The organism is Streptomyces sp. 5-10 (genome assembly GCF_014712245.1).
In the GTDB taxonomy this organism is placed as follows: Bacteria; Actinomycetota; Actinomycetes; order Streptomycetales; family Streptomycetaceae; genus Streptomyces; species Streptomyces violaceusniger.
On sequence record NZ_JACVYG010000064.1, the window covers coordinates 40,506 to 56,923 of the forward strand.

The 16,418-nt window shown below is 70.5% G+C and carries 12 protein-coding genes; 5 read left to right on the forward strand and 7 right to left on the reverse strand.

Annotated features, from left to right (window positions below):
* Positions 1-46: 46 nt before the first annotated feature.
* Together IEJ02_RS41590 and IEJ02_RS41595 are read right to left on the reverse strand one after the other, a co-directional pair.
* Complete coding sequence (locus tag IEJ02_RS41590; RefSeq protein WP_191069521.1) at positions 47-664, reverse strand: Uma2 family endonuclease; 618 nt, start codon at positions 662-664, stop codon at positions 47-49.
* A 68-nt stretch (positions 665-732) separates the two neighbouring features.
* A complete protein-coding gene (locus IEJ02_RS41595) occupies positions 733-1,221 on the reverse strand; it encodes a hypothetical protein (RefSeq protein ID WP_191069522.1) in 489 nt (162 codons plus the stop codon).
* Between the two features lie 166 nt (positions 1,222-1,387).
* Here IEJ02_RS41595 and IEJ02_RS41600 point away from each other — a divergent pair, with 166 nt between their 5' ends.
* A complete protein-coding gene (locus IEJ02_RS41600; RefSeq protein WP_191069523.1) occupies positions 1,388-1,891 on the forward strand; it encodes a SigE family RNA polymerase sigma factor in 504 nt (167 codons plus the stop codon).
* Positions 1,881-2,480: a hypothetical protein gene (locus IEJ02_RS41605; RefSeq protein WP_191069524.1), complete on the forward strand. Its 600-nt coding sequence runs from the start codon at positions 1,881-1,883 to the stop codon at positions 2,478-2,480. Before IEJ02_RS41600 ends, IEJ02_RS41605 begins: the two co-directional genes overlap by 11 nt.
* 104 nt (positions 2,481-2,584) lie before the next feature.
* Here IEJ02_RS41605 and IEJ02_RS41610 read toward each other — a convergent pair whose 3' ends face one another.
* The 4 genes from IEJ02_RS41610 to dnaK are packed head-to-tail and all read right to left on the reverse strand — an operon-like array spanning position 2,585 to position 6,811.
* Positions 2,585-3,064: a heat shock protein transcriptional repressor HspR gene (locus IEJ02_RS41610; protein WP_191069525.1), complete on the reverse strand. Its 480-nt coding sequence runs from the start codon at positions 3,062-3,064 to the stop codon at positions 2,585-2,587.
* A 1-nt stretch (position 3,065) separates the two neighbouring features.
* Complete coding sequence (gene dnaJ / locus IEJ02_RS41615; protein ID WP_191069526.1) at positions 3,066-4,244, reverse strand: molecular chaperone DnaJ; 1,179 nt, start codon at positions 4,242-4,244, stop codon at positions 3,066-3,068.
* A 45-nt stretch (positions 4,245-4,289) separates the two neighbouring features.
* Positions 4,290-4,946: a nucleotide exchange factor GrpE gene (gene grpE, locus IEJ02_RS41620; protein WP_137978820.1), complete on the reverse strand. Its 657-nt coding sequence runs from the start codon at positions 4,944-4,946 to the stop codon at positions 4,290-4,292.
* On the reverse strand, positions 4,943-6,811 hold the full coding sequence (gene dnaK / locus IEJ02_RS41625) for a molecular chaperone DnaK (protein ID WP_191069527.1): 1,869 nt from the start codon (positions 6,809-6,811) through the stop codon (positions 4,943-4,945). Before dnaK ends, grpE begins: the two co-directional genes overlap by 4 nt.
* Before the next feature lie 325 nt (positions 6,812-7,136).
* On the opposite strand from dnaK, the gene IEJ02_RS41630 reads away from it, so the two are divergent.
* Positions 7,137-9,401 (forward strand): (Fe-S)-binding protein, encoded by a 2,265-nt coding sequence (locus IEJ02_RS41630; protein ID WP_191069528.1) that lies wholly within the window; start codon positions 7,137-7,139, stop codon positions 9,399-9,401.
* A gap of 68 nt (positions 9,402-9,469) precedes the next feature.
* Here the strand turns inward: IEJ02_RS41630 and IEJ02_RS41635 are convergent, their stop codons facing one another.
* Positions 9,470-12,205: a SpoIIE family protein phosphatase gene (locus IEJ02_RS41635; protein WP_191069536.1), complete on the reverse strand. Its 2,736-nt coding sequence runs from the start codon at positions 12,203-12,205 to the stop codon at positions 9,470-9,472.
* Between the two features lie 970 nt (positions 12,206-13,175).
* On the opposite strand from IEJ02_RS41635, the gene IEJ02_RS41640 reads away from it, so the two are divergent.
* Entirely contained in the window at positions 13,176-14,768 is a 1,593-nt protein-coding gene (locus IEJ02_RS41640; RefSeq protein WP_191069529.1) for a VCBS repeat-containing protein, read from the forward strand.
* A gap of 363 nt (positions 14,769-15,131) precedes the next feature.
* The gene (locus IEJ02_RS41645) at positions 15,132-16,349 is read left to right on the forward strand and encodes an IS110 family RNA-guided transposase (protein WP_191069530.1); all 1,218 of its coding nucleotides are present in this window, start codon (positions 15,132-15,134) and stop codon (positions 16,347-16,349) included.
* The last annotated feature ends 69 nt before the right edge of the window (positions 16,350-16,418 follow it).

The following is a 16,418-nucleotide window of genomic DNA, read 5'->3' on the forward strand; positions in this document are numbered from 1 at the left end:
GCAGTAGGACCCGGCGTCGACCCGGAACTCATCGCGGCCCGGTTACTCAGCCTCGACGTGGTCCGGTGATCTCCTCCGTGATCGCGAACCCCTTCGCCGGCCCTTCCGGGATCTGCACCTCGGTGCCGTACGGGACACGGATCTCGGCGGCGTACGTCCCCTCGCCCGGGGAAGGGGAAGTCAGCACGGTGACGGTGCCGTGGTTGTCGTGGTCGTCGATGAGGACGTAGACGGGGATACCGGCCCCCGCGTAGGCGCGGCGCTTGCGCACGCGGTCGCGCTGCTGGTTCTCGTAACCGGGCGAGACCACTTCGACGACGAGCTTCACGGCGGAGGCGACGAAGCCGAGGCCGTCCTCGGTGAGGGCTTCCTCGGCGTGCTGGGGTGCGACGCACGCGTCGGGGGTCCAGACACTGAGCCCGTGCACCACGCTCATCGCCATGTAGGCGGCGTAATCGGTACCGACCAGGTATCTGTCCATCGCCCGGCACAGGCGGTTGAGGGGGCGAGCGTGGTCGGGATGCCCGATCGCCGACATCTCGAGTGTGTCCCCGAAGAGTTCCACGCGTGAGCCCTCGGGAGGGTCCAGCGTCTGCCACACCTGGCGCAGGGCTTCCCGGAGCCTGGACATGCTGGACGCGCCGGGCGCGCTGGACGTGGGCATGGCCTCACGTTAGGCACACCAGTGGCCCGGCGGCCGAAGTCCGGTCGCCGGGCCACTCGATCAGGTGATCAGCGGTGGGACGAGCGGTACTTCGCCACCGCCCGGGCCTTCTCGGCGCGGGCCTTCGCCTCTGCCTCCGACATCTTCGCGATCCTCACGGCCCTTTCCCGCTGCGCGCGGGCCCGGTTCTGGGCGCCTGTGGCCGAGGACTTGTGGGACCGGCCTTCCGCCTCCGCGATGGCGATGGTCCTGTCCCGCTGCGCGAGGGCCCGCTTCTGGGCCGCCGTGAGCCCGGGCGCGCGCTTCCACGCGCCGGGCTCCTCCTTCTGCCCACGGGCCCGCTCCCGGGCCCGCGCCTCGTCACCGTCCTTGCCGTCCGCCACGGCCTTGGCCCGCGCCTCCTTCTCGGCGTCCGGCGCGGAGTGGGAGGCCGGCGCGGCGGCGTTGGCCTGTGACTCCGCCGCCAGGAGCAGGCCGCCGAGCGCGAGGGCGCTGACCGCGGCGGTCTTGAGCTTCGTGGCTGTCTTGCTCGCCTTGCGGCGTCCGGCGTGGCGCATGGGGGTTCCTCTGCTGTCGGTCCGACTGGGACATGGCGAATACGCGCCACGGGGGCCCTGCGGCGACACCCGACCCCGGTGATACAGGTCACAGCACGGCGCCGTAGCGCGGCGCGGACGCCGGTGCGTCCTCCTGTGCGGGGAATCGGCGGAAGAGGGGCGATGGGTGCGGCGGGAAGAGGAGTTCGACGATTTCTATGCACTGGCCTATCCCAGGCTGGTTCGGCAGCTCTACGCGATGACCGGGGATCTCTCCGAGGCCCAGGATGTCGTCCAGGAAGCGTTCATCAAGGCCTGGGACCGGTGGGAGCGGTTCTCGGGCGCCGCTTCGCAGGAGGCGTGGATCCGCACCACGGCGTGGCGGCTCGCCGTATCCCGGTTCCGCCGGGTGCGGCGCGGTTTACAGCTGCTGCAGCGCCATCATGAAGATCGACACGTGGAAGGCCCCTCCCCGGAGCACATCGCCCTCATGGACGCGCTCAAAACGCTTCCGGCCAAGCAGCGAAGCGTGATCGTTCTCTACCATTTGTGCGATCTGAGCGTCGAGCAGATCAGCGCCGAGATGGGCTGGCCGACGGGCAGCGTCAGGACGTGGCTGGTCCGGGGGCGGACGTCGCTCGCTCACTACCTTTCCCCCCTGCCGGACAAAGAGGTAGATCATGTCGGATGAGCGCCGGGTCGAAGCCTGGTTCGCCGAGACCGCGACGGCACTCGACGATGTCCGGGTCGAACGGACCCTGTCCGGGCGGGACGTGCGACGGCGGAGTGCCGGGCGGCGCAGGCGCCGTGTTCTTGCCGGCGCCGTCGCCGCCGTCGGGGTGGTGGCCTTCGGAGCGGCCACCGTCTGGAACGTCACGAGGCCGGAACGGTCAGCGGTGGAGCCCGCTCACCCCCGGGAAGGCAGGGACATGGAGCGGGCCCAGGAGAAACTGCGCGCCTACTATTCCGGCCTGCCGGAAGCTCTCGCCTCCCGGAGGCCGGCCCAGGCCGCCAAGCTGTCGAAGCTGATGGCGGTGCACTTCACCGAGACCGCGCTGAGGAATGCGATGGTCAGCAAACGCAAGGGGGCGGACGGCCTCGCCGCCACGTGTGGGCGGGTGACGGCGGATACGGTCTTCACCGTCGGCGAGCCTCGCCGCACCGGTGCCGGCACCGTCCGGGCGCGGGTCGTCAACAGCAGCGGACCGGTAGCGATCGACGTCGACTTCGACGTCCGCGCCATGAAGATCTCGAAGTGGAGTTGCCCGGGCGGGTCGTGACCTGCCCCCGTCCCGCGTCCGCGCACAAGCGGGCCCGGCGACCGGGAAACGGTCGCCGGGCCACGTGGCCACAAGGCCTTGATGCGCTAGAGGCGCTAGAGGCGCTAGTCGCCGCGCTTGGGCTTCGGCCGCCAGACCACCAGGGCGCTGCTCTGCTGGACGTCCTGGTAGCGGACCAGGTCGCGGCGGTAGGAGGCGTGGACCTGGGCCTCGCGCTGCTGCATGGCCGTCGCGGCGCCCTCGACCGCGGCCTGGAGCTCGGCGACCCGGGCCTGGAGGGCCGCGACCTGGTTCTCCAGTTCGATGATGCGCTTGATCCCGGCGAGGTTGATGCCCTCGTCCTGGGACAGCTGCTGGACCTGGCGGAGCAGCTGGATGTCGCGCGCGGAGTACCGTCGGCCGCGGCCGGCGGTACGGTCGGGCGAGACCAGGCCGAGGCGGTCGTACTGACGCAGGGTCTGCGGGTGCAGCCCGGAGAGCTGGGCGGCCACCGAGATGACGTAGACCGGCGAATCCTCGGTCAGCTCATAGGGGTTGCGGGGTCGGCCGGCGCCCCTGCCTCCGATTCCTCCTCGGCCGTCCATCTCAAGCTCCCTTCGCGGCCTTGAACAGCTCCGCCCGTGGGTCCTCTCCCACGGTCGCCTCGCGATACGACTCCAGCGCGTCACGCGCCGGGTCGCTCAGGTCCTTCGGCACCGTGACCTCGACGGTGACCAGCAGGTCGCCGCGGGTGCCGTCCTTGCGCACCGCGCCCTTGCCCCGGGCGCGCATGGTCCGCCCGTTGGGCGTGCCGGGCGGCAGCTTCAGGGTGACCGGCGGGCCGCCCAGGGTGGGGACCTTGATCTCGCCGCCGAGCGCCGCCTCGGGAAGGGTGACGGGCACGGTGACGGTCAGGTTGTCGTCCTTGCGGCCGAAGACCGGGTGCGGGTCCACGTGCACGACCACGTACAGATCGCCCGCCGGGCCGCCGGTCTCGCCCGGGGCGCCCTTGCCGCGCAGCCGGATCCGCTGGCCGTCGCTGACCCCCGCGGGGATCCGGACCTGCATGGTGCGGGCGGAACGGGCCCGTCCGCTGCCCTTGCAGGTCTCGCACGGGTTCTGCGCGATCAGCCCGCGGCCGCGGCACTCCACGCACGGGTCGGTGAGCGAGAAGCCGCCCCCGCCGCCCCGGCTGACCTGGCCGGTGCCGACACAGGTCGGGCAGACGCGCGGGGTGCCGTCCCGGTCGCCGGTGCCCGAGCAGGCCTTGCACGGGGCCTGGCTGGACATCCGCAGCGGGACCGTGGCCCCCTCGACGGCCTCGGTGAAGCTGAGCGTCACCTCGGACTCGATGTCCTGGCCCCGGCGCGGCTGGGCGCGGGTGGCGCCGCCGCGGCCGAACAGCCCGCCGAAGACGTCCCCGAGCCCGCCGCCGAAGCCGCCGGCACCGCCACCGCCGCCCTGCGCGCCGCCGAAGAGGTCGCCCAGGTCGAAGTTGAAGCTGCCGGTGGAGCCCGGTCCGCCCGGCCCGGGGCGGAAGCCCCCGTTGCCGAACAGCGCGCGGGCCTCGTCGTACTCCTTGCGCCGCTTGGGGTCCCCGAGGATGTCATTGGCCTCGGAGATCTCCTTGAACCGGTCCTCCGCCTTGGCGTCGCCCTTGTTGGCGTCCGGGTGGTACTCGCGGGCGAGCTTCCGGTACGCCTTCTTGATCTCTGCCTCGGTGGCGTCCTTGGGGACGCCGAGGACTTTGTAATAGTCCTTCTCCACGAAGTCCTTGGTGCTCATCCCCGACGTCCCTCCTCTCCTGCTGCTCTCGCGGTCACCGTCACGTCAGCCCTCTTCCGGGCCACCGCTCTCCTCGTCCGGCGCCGCGGTCTCGCCTTCGCCCTTGCCGGGGGTGGCTCCCGGCTGGGGCTCGGCGACGGCGACCCGCGCCGGGCGGATCGTGCGCTCGCCGATTCGATACCCCGGCTGCAGAATCTGCACGCACGTGGTCTCGGTGACATCCGGCGCGTAACTGTGCATCAGGGCCTCGTGGATCAGCGGGTCGAAGGGCTCGCCCTCCTTGCCGAACTGCTGGAGGCCCAGCTTGGCCACCACCGTCTCCACGGACTCGCCCACCGACTTGAAGCCGCCGACGAGCTCGCCGTGGTCACGGGCGCGGCCGATGTCGTCGAGCACGGGCAGCAGCTCGGACAGGAGGCTCGCCACGGCGATCTCCTTGACCGTCACCCGGTCCCGCTCGACCCGGCGCCGATAGTTCTGGTACTCCGCCTGGAGCCGCTGGAGGTCGGCCGTCCGCTCGTTGAGCGCGGTACGGACCTGGTCCAGCTGTGCCTGAAGGGCTACCTGCTCGAGGTCCCCGGCCGGGGCCGCCGGGCCCGCCTTGTCGGCGGACCCGGCGCCCTTCGCCGCGTCGTCGGGGGTCTGCGCGGCCTCGGAGGGGACGTCGGGCTGCTCCTCGAAGCCCGGGGTCTCCTCCGTCACGCGGCACCACCCTGACCCTTGTCGGCCTTGTCGTCGTCGACGATCTCGGCGTCCACCACATCGTCATCGGCCTTGGCCTGGCCCGCGGCGCCGGCGTCACCGGCGGCGGCACCGGCCGCGTCCGCGCCGTCCGCGGTGTTGGCGTACATGGCCTGGCCCAGCTTCTGGCTGACCGCGGCGACCTTCTCGGTCGCGGTGCGGATCTCGGCGGTGTCCTCGCCCTTGAGCTTCTCCTTCAGCTCGGTGAGGGCCTCCTCGACCTCGGTCTTGACCTCGCCCGGGACCTTGTCCTCGTTGTCCTTGAGGAACTTGTCCGTCTGGTAGACCAGCTGCTCGGCCTGGTTGCGGGTCTCGGCGGCCTCGCGGCGCTTGTGGTCCTCCTCCGCGTACTGCTCGGCCTCGCGCATCATGCGGTCGATGTCGTCCTTCGGCAGCGCGGAGCCGCCGGTGACGGTCATCTTCTGCTCCTTGCCGGTGCCGAGGTCCTTCGCGCCGACGTGCATGATGCCGTTGGCGTCGATGTCGAAGGTGACCTCGATCTGCGGCACGCCGCGCGGGGCCGGGGGCAGGCCGGTCAGCTCGAACATCCCGAGCTTCTTGTTGTACGCCGCGATCTCGCGCTCGCCCTGGTAGACCTGGATCTGCACGGACGGCTGGTTGTCCTCGGCCGTGGTGAAGATCTCCGAGCGCTTGGTCGGAATGGTCGTGTTGCGCTCGATCAGCTTGGTCATGATGCCGCCCTTGGTCTCGATGCCGAGGGACAGCGGGGTGACGTCCAGCAGCAGGACGTCCTTGACCTCGCCCTTGAGGACACCGGCCTGGAGGGAGGCGCCGATGGCCACGACCTCGTCCGGGTTGACGCCCTTGTTGGCCTCCTTGCCGCCGGTCAGCTCCTTGACGAGCTCGGCGACGGCGGGCATGCGGGTCGAGCCACCGACCAGGACCACGTGGTCGATCTCGGACAGCGAGATGCCCGCGTCCTTGATGACGTTGTGGAACGGGGTCTTGCAGCGCTCCAGCAGGTCGGAGGTGAGCTGCTGGAACTGGGCGCGGGTGAGCTTCTCGTCCAGGTGCAGCGGGCCCTCGGCGGACGCCGTGATGTAGGGCAGGTTGATGGTGGTCTCGGACGAGCTGGAGAGCTCGATCTTCGCCTTCTCAGCGGCCTCGCGGAGGCGCTGCAGGGCCATCTTGTCCTTGGACAGGTCGACGCCGTGGCCGTTGTTGAACTGCTTGACCAGGTAGTCGACGACGCGCTGGTCCCAGTCGTCACCACCGAGGTGGTTGTCACCGTTGGTGGCCTTGACCTCCACCACGCCGTCGCCGATCTCCAGCAGCGAGACGTCGAAGGTGCCGCCACCGAGGTCGAAGACCAGAATGGTCTGGTCGTCCTTCTCCAGCCCGTAGGCGAGCGCGGCGGCGGTAGGCTCGTTGACGATACGCAGGACGTTGAGGCCCGCGATCTCACCGGCTTCCTTGGTCGCCTGGCGCTCGGCGTCGTTGAAGTACGCCGGGACGGTGATGACCGCGTCCGTGACCTTCTCGCCGAGGTACGACTCCGCATCCCGCTTGAGCTTCTGCAGGATGAAGGCGCTCATCTGCTGCGGGTTGAAGTCCTTGCCGTCGAGGTTGATCTTCCAGTCGGTGCCCATGTGGCGCTTGACCGAGCGGACGGTGCGGTCCACGTTGGTCACTGCCTGGCGCTTGGCGACCTCGCCGACCAGCACCTCGCCGTTCTTCGCGAACGCCACGACGGACGGCGTGGTCCTGGCGCCCTCGGCGTTGGTGATGACGGTGGGCTCACCGCCTTCGAGAACACTGACGACGGAGTTCGTCGTACCCAGGTCGATGCCGACCGCACGTGCCATTTCGGGATCCTCCAGCTACAGCATTGAGTGGAACAGACTCAAGCGTGCACCACCGCTCTACGGCTGTCAACAGACCTGAGTCGACAGGGCTCAAGTTTTATATGAGGCTTATGCCCAAGCGGGCGTGAAAGAGGTGGAGGATGGACCCGGCGAGGCGGACGAGGGGCCACGGGGAGGGGCCAAGTGAGGGGAGGCGGGGCCAAGTGAGCGACACAGATCACCGGCTCGTCGACTACATGGGTTCCCGTCCGGACGGGTAATCTCGGTCAAGCCACATTAAGTTACTGCTTAGTAATCCAGCTCTCGCAGGTTCGAGGAGCCCCTTATGCAACTCGCCGCGATCATCGTGTCGCTGGTCCTCACCGCGGTCGGCGTTGCCCTGCTCGGCCGGGCCGTCGCGCAGTTCGTGCGCTTCTTCAAGCTCGGCGCGCCGGTCCCGGCGGGGGCCAGGACCGACAATCCCTGGCAGCGCAGCGTGACCCTGGTCCGGGAGTTCCTCGCGCACACGCGCATGAACAAGTGGGGCGTCATCGGCGTCGCCCACTGGTTCGTGGCGATCGGCTTCCTGACCCTGCCGCCGACCATCATCAACGCCTATGGCCAGCTCTTCCAGGCGGACTGGACGCTGCCGATCCTCGGCGGCTTCCTCCCGTACGAGCTGTACATCGAGTTCATCGGCACGATGACCACGCTGGGCATCCTGACGCTGATGGTGATCCGGCTGCTGAACCTGCCCAGCCGGGCCGGCCGTAAGTCCCGGTTCACCGGCTCCACCGCCTGGCAGGCGTACTTCGTCGAGTACGTCATCCTCATCATCGGCCTCGCGATCATGGCGCTGCGCGGCACCGAGGGCGCGCTGCACCACGTCGACCATTACGAGCCCGCGTACTTCGCCTCGTACCCGCTGGTCCAGCTCTTCGACGGGCTCGGCGTGGACACGGTGCAGAACCTGACCTACTTCTTCGCGATGATCAAGCTGGGCACGACCATGATCTGGATGATCACGGTCAGCACCAACCTCGACATGAGCATCGCCTGGCACCGCTTCCTCGCCTTCCCCAACATCTGGTTCAAGCGGGAGTCCAGCGGCGAGGTGGCGCTCGGCGCGCTCCAGCCGATGGTGAGCGAGGGCAAGCCGATCGACTTCGAGGACCCGGACGAGGACGCCCAGTTCGGCGTCTCGCAGATCGAGCACTTCTCCTGGAAGGGCATCCTCGACTTCTCCACCTGCACCGAATGCGGCCGCTGCCAGTCGCAGTGCCCCGCCTGGAACACCGGCAAGCCGCTCTCGCCCAAGCTGCTGATCATGGCGCTGCGCGACCACTCGCACGCCAAGGCCCCGTATCTGCTCGCCGGTGGCGGCAAGACCATGGAGGGCGAGGAGAAGGCGAGCCAGGAGCAGCTGGCCGGTGTGCCCGCGGCCGCGCTGGCGGAGGCCGAGCGTCCGCTGATCGGCACGCTGGAAGAGAACGGCGTCATCGACCCGGACGTGCTGTGGTCCTGCACCACCTGCGGTGCCTGCGTCGAGCAGTGCCCGGTGGACATCGAGCACGTCGACCACATCGTGGACATGCGCCGCTACCAGGTGATGATCGAGTCCTCGTTCCCGTCCGAGGCGGGCACGATGCTCAAGAACCTGGAGAAGAAGGGCAACCCCTGGGGGCTGGCCAAGAAGCAGCGGCTTGCGTGGACCAAGGAAGTCGACTTCGAGGTGCCGGTCGTCGGCAAGGACATCGAGGACCTCACCGAGGTCGACTACCTGTACTGGGTCGGCTGCGCGGGCGCCCTGGAGGACCGGGCCAAGAAGACCACCAAGGCCTTCGCGGAGCTGCTGCACATCGCGGGCGTCAAGTTCGCGATCATGGGCGGCGACGAGGCGTGCACCGGTGACTCCGCCCGCCGCCTGGGCAACGAGTTCCTCTTCCAGCAGCTCGGCCAGCAGAACGTCGAGATGCTGAACATGGCGTTCGGCGAGGACGCTGACGAGGGCGTCGTCGTCGAGAAGTCCAAGAAGAAGATCGTCGCGACCTGCCCGCACTGCTTCAACACGATCGCCAACGAATACCCGCAGCTGGGCGGCGACTTCGAGGTCATCCACCACACCCAGCTGCTGCAGCACCTCATCGACGAGGGCAAGCTGGTCCCGGTCACCCCGGTCGAGGGTCTGATCACCTACCACGACCCCTGCTACCTGGGCCGCCACAACAAGGTCTACACCCCGCCGCGCGAGATCATCGCCAAGGTGCCGGGGCTGCGGAACGAGGAGATGCACCGCCACAAGGAGCGCGGCTTCTGCTGCGGCGCGGGCGGCGCCCGGATGTGGATGGAGGAGCGGATCGGCAAGCGCATCAACAACGAGCGCGTGGACGAGGCGCTGTCCCTCAACCCGGACATCGTCTCCACCGCCTGCCCGTTCTGCCTGGTGATGCTGACCGACTCCGTCAACGGCAAGAAGAATGATGGCAAGGTCAGCGAGGCGCTCCAGGTCGTGGACGTGGCGCAGCTGCTGCTCGACTCCGTCAAGACCCCCGCCGAGCCGGAGGGCGACGGCGAGTCGACCAAGGCCCCGGAGCCCGCGCCGGCAAAGTGACGCACTCGCCGTACCGACGATGACGAGGCCCGCCCGCGCACCGCTTCCAGCGCAGGCGGGCCTCACCCTTACGCCCGCGGCCTGCCGTTCTTCGACAGCGGCAGCGCCTGCTCGGTCCAGATGACCTTGCCGTCCGCCGTGTAGCGGGTGCCCCAGCGGTCGGCGAACTGGGAGACCAGGAAGAGCCCCCGGCCGCCCTCGTCCGTCGTCCCCGCGTACCGCAGATGCGGGGAGGTGCTGCTGGTGTCGAAGACCTCGCAGATCAGGCTGCGGTCGCAGAGCAGCCGCACCCGGATCGGACCGGTCGCGTAGCGGATCGCGTTGGTGATCAGCTCGCTGAGGATGAGCTCGGTGGTGAACGCGACGTCGCCCAGATCCCACTCCGCCAGCTTCCGGGCCACCGCGGCACGCACCTCGGCCACCTGCGCCGGATCGGACGGCACCTCCCAGTCGGCGGTCAGACCGGGCTCCAGCACCCTCGTACGGGCCACGATGAGCGCGATGTCATCGCTCGGGCGATCGGGCAGCAGCGCGTCCAGCACCGCCGTACAGGCGTCCTCGGGCGTCCGGCCGGGGTGGGCCAGGGCACCGCGCAGCATCTCCAGGCCGGTGTCGATGTCCCGGTCGCGCTTCTCGATCAGCCCGTCGGTGTAGAGCACCAGATGGCTGCCCTCGGGCAGCTCCAGCTCCGCCGTCTCGAACGGCAGCCCGCCCAGGCCCAGCGGCGGTCCGGCGGGCAGGTCCAGGAACTCCACCGAACCGTCCGGACGCACTAGCGCGGGCGGCGGATGGCCGGCCCGCGCCATCGTGCAACGCCGCGTCACCGGATCGTAGATCGCGTACAGACACGTCGCCCCGGTGATGCCCTCGCTGCCACCTCCACCACCGCTGCCGTCGCCGTCCAGCCCACCAGGGCTCTCGTCCTGGTCGATCCGGGCGATCAGATCGTCGAGATGGGAGAGGATCTCGTCGGGCGGGAGGTCGAGCGTGGAGAAGTTGTGCACCGCCGTCCGCAGCCGCCCCATCGTCGCCGCCGCGTGCAGACCGTGCCCGACCACATCGCCCACCACCAGCGCCACCCGGGCCCCGGGCAACGGGATGACGTCGAACCAGTCGCCCCCGACCCCCGACTCCGCCGGCAGATAGCGGTACGCCACATCCAGCGCGTTCTGCTCCGGCAGCATCCGGGGCAGCAGGCTGCGCTGGAGGGTCACCGCCATCGTGTGCTCGCGGGTGTAGCGGCGGGCGTTGTCGATGCTCACGGCGGCCCGGGTGACCAGCTCCTCCGCGAGGGAGATGTCGTCCTCCTCGAAGGGCTCCGGCTTCTCCGCGCGCATGAAGCTGGCCACGCCCAGGACGACGCCCCGGGCCCGCAGCGGGACCGTGATCATCGAGTGGATGCCGTAGTCCACGATCCGGCGGGCGTGCTCGGGGTCCTGTTCCTGCCAGCCGCCGAAGTCGCCCAGGACCGGCTCGACGGTAACCGCTCCGCTGCGGAAGCCCCGGGCCTGGGGCGCGCTCGGGCCGAACTCGATCAGCATGCCGAGGGGGTAGAGCGGGCCGTCGTCCCGGATGCCGCTCAGGGCCGTACGGCGCAGGACCGTACGGCCGCCGTCTGCGGCCGCCACGGCGGCCCACGAGCCCGCGTCCAGGCCGCCGATGTCCGACACGCCGTCCGGGGGCTCCTCGCCGCGCAGCACCGAGTCCGCGAGGTCCACCGAGACGTAGTCGGCGAACCGGGCCACCGCGTACTCCGCCAGCTCCTGGGCGGTGCGCACCACGTCCAGCGTGGTGCCGATGGAGACGCCCGCGTCGTACAGCAGCTTGAGGCGGTTGCGCGCGAGGTCGACCTTGCCGGACAGCGCGCGCAGCTCCGTGGTGTCGCGCAGGGTGGCGACGCTGCCGGGCGGGCCGCCGTCGCGGTCGGTGGGGCGGTGGCTGACGGACAGCAGCCGCTCACCCGCCGTATGGACCTCGTCGGTGGCGGGGCGCCCGGACGCCAGCAGCGCGGCGGTGTGCGGATCGAAGCCGAGCTCGGACACCAGGCGGCCCTCGGCGTCCGGCGGGAGGTCGAAGAGCCGGCGCGCCTCGTCGTTGGCCAGCACCAGCCGCCCGTCGCCGCCGACGATCAGCACGCCCTCGCGCACCGAGTGCAGCACCGCGTCATGGTGCTCGTACATCCGCGTCATCTCGGACGGGTCGAGCCCGTGGGTCTGGCGCCGCAGCCGCCTGCTGACCAGGGCCGTGCCCGCCGTGGCGAGCGCCATGGCGGCCGCCGCCGCTCCGAACAGCAGCGGCAGCTGCTGGTCGGCGGCGCCGCTCACCTTCTTGATCGTGATACCGGCCGCGACCAGGCCGACGACCTTCCCCTGGGCGTCCTTGACGGGCACCACGGACCGTACGGACAGGCCGAGCGTGCCGGTGTAGGTCTCCTGGACCGTCCGGCCCTCGGCCGCCGGGCGGATGCTGCCCATGAAGTGCTTGCCGATCCGGGCGGGGTTGGGGTGGGTGTAGCGGACCCCCTGTGGCGTCATGGCCACGACGAAGTCGACCCCGGAGCCCTTACGGGCCCGCTCGGCGAGCGGCTGCAGCACGGCGCTGGGATCGGGGCCGCGCAGCGTGCTCACCATGCCCGGCGCGTTCGCGAAGCTCTCGGCGACCGCCATGGAGCGGTTACGGGCCTCCCGCTCGCTGTCGTAGCGGGACTGGAGGACGAGTGCCACGACGGCGGCGACGACCAGCAGCAGCACGACGCCGACCTGCAGGACGAAGACCTGGCCGGCCACGGTGCGCACGCCGCGCACCGGGTGCCAGCGGGGCCGCTGCCCATTGCCGCGGCCGTTGGGGGCGCCGGGACCGCCGCCGGGACCGCCGCCGGAGCCGGGGCCGGAGCCGGGGCCCGATCCGCGGCCGCTCCAGCGGGTGCGCACCGGCGACCGCCCGTGCGGGCTCAGCTGGGCGTACGGGCCCTGCCGACCCCGCGGGCCCCAGCGGTCAGAGGAGCCCGGCGAGCCCTGCGGGTCGGCTTGATCGCGCCGATCCCACTGATCGCGCTGGTCGCGCTGGTCGCGCTGGTCGCGCTGATCACGCCGATCCCACCGATCACGCTGATCGCGCTTGTCTCGCCAGTCCCGCTCGTCTCGCTGGCCTCGCGGATCTCTCGGGCCCTGCTGATCCTGCTGATCCTGGGTGTCCTGCTGAACGCGCCGCCCACGTCGCTCCCATGCCGAGCGGGGCCCCTCACGCCGACCGCGTGGGCGCCAGTCGGTCATCGTGCGGGCCAGCGGAACCCGTGGTCGACCGAAAAGTCCGGCCATGTCGCCATTTTTAGCACCCTCGCTCAGCGGCGGGCGAGCGGCATCCTCAGCCGCCGGCCGAGCACTCCCGTCCGACATCGCGATTACACCCCGCCCGCACCCTCTTTCACCCGTCTCGCCGCCTCACCCGTCATCCGCACACCGTGCGTTAAACACATGGTTGCCCCCGTTTTTCCGCGTCGAAGTTCCGCGTCGGACGTACCGATACTGGCCGTGAAGTATCCCTTCTCACAACGACGTTGCGAATTCCCTACAGGATCATGCCCAACAGGGCATCCGTAAATGTCCTGGACGGCCCTTGTGCTCCAAAGGTCATCTTTACAGTCAAGCAGACTGATCGGTACCGCATCGTCCGCAAAGATCACCGAGCGGCGGAGGCCGAAGCGCCAGGCATCACCCTCGTAACGAAGTGCCGTGCCCCTTGGCCTGAGCCGTCCTGATGGGTTGAGGTGGCCCGATGACGCCCGCACCTCCCCCCACAGCACCACCCGGCCGCGTCCCGGGCCCCCGACGCCGCTCCCTCCCCCGCGTCCCTCGCATCCCCCGCGTCCCTCACGTCCCCACCGCCTCTGCCGTCGCCTCTGCCGCCACTTCCGTCACGGCCTCCATTACCGCCGGTACGGCCTGTCTGGCGCTGCTGCTCACCGCCTGCGGCCCCGACGACGGCGCCCAGGGGCAGCACGACGGCTCCGCCGCCGGGTCCGTCATCACCCCCACCGCGACCGCGCCCGTCCCCCACGGCAAGGGCAGCCGGCTGCCGGACGACGTCAACGGCGACGGCTACCCCGATCTGCGCGTCCCCGTCCCGTCCGGCAAAGGGGGGCTGCCCAGCCGGATCGCCTTCGTCCACGGCTCGTCCCACGGCCTGAATCCCGCCACCCGGACCGTGCTCCGCCATCGCGACCTCGGGCTGCCCTCCCAGGACGTCACCGTCGCGGGCGCGACCGAGGTGGCCACGGCCGACCTCGACGGCGACGGCTACGCCGACGTCACGACGACGGCGGGCGAGGCGCTCGGCGAGCAGGAGGCCGAGCGCACCCAGGCCACCGTCCGGACCGTCCCCTACATCTCCTGGGGCGGCCCCGGCGGCCCCCACCGCACCCGTTCCGCCGCCCGCGTCCAGCTGACCGGCCCGGACGACGGCGTGGACGCCCAGCGCCCCACCGTGGGCGACTTCAACGGCGACGGCCACCACGACCTGGCCCTGGTCCGCGCGGACCGGCACTCGCTGCTGGTGCTGTACGGGCCGTTCGACCGGGCGGGCAAGGCGGCCAGGACCGTGCCGTACGCGAGCCCGCTGGAGGGCCACGGCGAGATCGGCGATCTCATCGCCGACACCATCGCCGACACCGCCGACGGCCGCCACCGCGCCACCGATCTGGTGGTGCACGCGCTCAACGACAACGATCAGTCCGGCTCCATCCTCCTCACCGCCGGGTCCCACGGCCTCAGCCACACGGGCCGCGGGCTGCGCGAGGGCAACTCGATCGCCTTCGGCGACTTCGACGGCGACGGCCGCCGCGATGTCGCGGTCGGCGACAGCGGCACCCGTAACGACGAGCCGGGCGTGGAGACGGAGCGGCCGGACATCGGCAAGACGGTGAGCGTCTACCACAAGGGGGCGGCGCCGACGGCCGGTTCCGCTCCGCGCCCCCTCAAAGTGCCCGGGATGTCGGGCACCCTGGCCGCCGCCGATACGGACGGGGACGGCACCGATGAACTGGCCGTCTCGCTCGGGCGCGGCGGCGTCGAGCTGCTCACCCTGCGGGGCTCCCGCCCCGCCACGACCCGCGTCGCCCGGCGCCATCTGCTGACCCGCGCGGCACCCGCCGTCGTGGACGGCGAATCCGTCCGTAAGGGCGAGCGCGCGGCCCGTCTCTACGGTGTCGCGGACTTCGATCACGACGGTAAGGACGAGGTCGTCCTGGCCTGGGGCCCCGGCCTGGCCTTCTCGCGGTACGGCGAGCGGCCCGAGTGGTGGTGGATCACGGACGGCACGGCGGACAAGACGGCCTTCAGCAGCAAGCCGTTCGCGGCGGACGCGGACTAGCCAAGCGGACCAGGGCGCGAACCAGGACGGGCGAACGCCGGACCAACGCCGGGCCGGACCAACGCAAGGCGGGACCCAACGCCGGGCGGGCACGCCGGCGCCCCGTTATGTTTTTCGCGGTCCCGCAAGGGGATCGCTGGCCTCCGGGCCCGGTATGACTTTTGCCCCCTGTCGAAGGCATGACCTGGGGGGTGGTGTCGCCGGGCCTGGGAGGTGCCGTCGGAGACGCTGATCAGAGGTCCGGCCACCGCCCGGTCCGGCGCAATGCCGGACAGCTCACGGGCGACAGGTCTGCATAACGTGGATGCGCGCGTACGACACCACTGCCGTGGCCAGCACGTTCAACACTCCTGGAAGGGTGCGATGTCCGACACCGAAGACGTGGGCGTGTTCGTCGGCCTGGACGTCGGCAAGAGTGCTCATCACGGGCACGGGCTGACCCCGGCCGGCAAGAAGGTCTTCGACAAGCCCCTGCCCAACAGCGAACCGAAACTGCGGGCTGTCTTCGACAAGCTGGCCGCGAAGTTCGGCACCGTCCTGGTCATCGTGGACCAGCCCGCCTCCATCGGTGCCCTCCCGCTGACCGTGGCCCGGGACGCGGGCTGCAAGGTCGCCTATCTGCCCGGCCTGGCGATGCGCCGGATCGCCGACCTCTACCCGGGCGAGGCGAAGACCGACGCGAAGGACGCCGCGGTGATCGCGGACGCCGCCCGCACCATGCCGCACACCCTGCGCTCGCTGGAACTGACCGACGAGATCACCGCCGAGCTGACCGTCCTTGTCGGCTTCGACCAGGATCTCGCGGCCGAGGCCACCCGCACCTCCAACCGGATACGCGGCCTGCTCACCCAGTTCCACCCCAGCCTGGAGCGCGTCCTGGGTCCGCGCCTGGACCACCAGGCCGTGACCTGGCTGCTGGAGCGTTACGGCTCCCCGTCCGCCCTGCGCAAGGCCGGCCGCCGCAGACTCGTGGAGCTGATCCGCCCGAAAGCCCCCCGCATGGCCCAGCGGCTGATCGACGACGTCTTCGACGCACTGGACGAACAGACCGTTGTCGTCCCCGGCACCGGCACCCTCGACATCGTCATCCCCTCTCTGGCCGCTTCTCTGGCTGCCGTCCACACCCAGCGCCGGGCGATGGAAGCCCAGATCAACACCCTGCTGGAGGCTCACCCTCTTTCCCTGGTCCTGACGTCGATGCCCGGCGTCGGCGTCAGGACCGCCGCCGTCCTGCTGGTCACCGTCGGCGACGGCGCCAGTTTTCCCACCGCCGCCCACCTGGCCTCCTACGCCGGACTCGCCCCGACAACGAAGTCGTCCGGCACCTCGATCCACGGTGAACACGCACCCCGAGGCGGCAACCGGCAGCTCAAACGGGCGATGTTCCTGTCCGCCTTCGCCTGCATGAACGCCGACCCCGCCTCCCGCGCCTACTACGACAGGCAACGAGCACGCGGCAAGACCCATACCCAAGCCCTCCTCCGACTCGCCCGCCAACGCATCAGCGTCCTGTTCGCCATGCTCCGCGACGGCACCTTCTACGAATCCCGGACACCAAGGGATGTCGAGCTCGCCGCATAACCCCAACAACCCCGAACAACCCCAAACCAGACATGGGTGCCTTGACGGAAGACATAGAGGCACCCCCCC

Coding starts and splice junctions, on each gene's coding strand:
- IEJ02_RS41590 (WP_191069521.1), bottom strand. CDS start 664: ATGCCCACGTCCAGCGCGCCCGGCGCGTCCAGCATGTCCAGGCTCCGG.
- IEJ02_RS41595 (WP_191069522.1), bottom strand. CDS start 1,221: ATGCGCCACGCCGGACGCCGCAAGGCGAGCAAGACAGCCACGAAGCTC.
- IEJ02_RS41605 (WP_191069524.1), top strand. CDS start 1,881: ATGTCGGATGAGCGCCGGGTCGAAGCCTGGTTCGCCGAGACCGCGACG.
- IEJ02_RS41610 (WP_191069525.1), bottom strand. CDS start 3,064: ATGGACGGCCGAGGAGGAATCGGAGGCAGGGGCGCCGGCCGACCCCGC.
- dnaJ (WP_191069526.1), bottom strand. CDS start 4,244: ATGAGCACCAAGGACTTCGTGGAGAAGGACTATTACAAAGTCCTCGGC.
- dnaK (WP_191069527.1), bottom strand. CDS start 6,811: ATGGCACGTGCGGTCGGCATCGACCTGGGTACGACGAACTCCGTCGTC.
- IEJ02_RS41630 (WP_191069528.1), top strand. CDS start 7,137: ATGCAACTCGCCGCGATCATCGTGTCGCTGGTCCTCACCGCGGTCGGC.
- IEJ02_RS41640 (WP_191069529.1), top strand. CDS start 13,176: ATGACGCCCGCACCTCCCCCCACAGCACCACCCGGCCGCGTCCCGGGC.
- IEJ02_RS41645 (WP_191069530.1), top strand. CDS start 15,132: ATGTCCGACACCGAAGACGTGGGCGTGTTCGTCGGCCTGGACGTCGGC.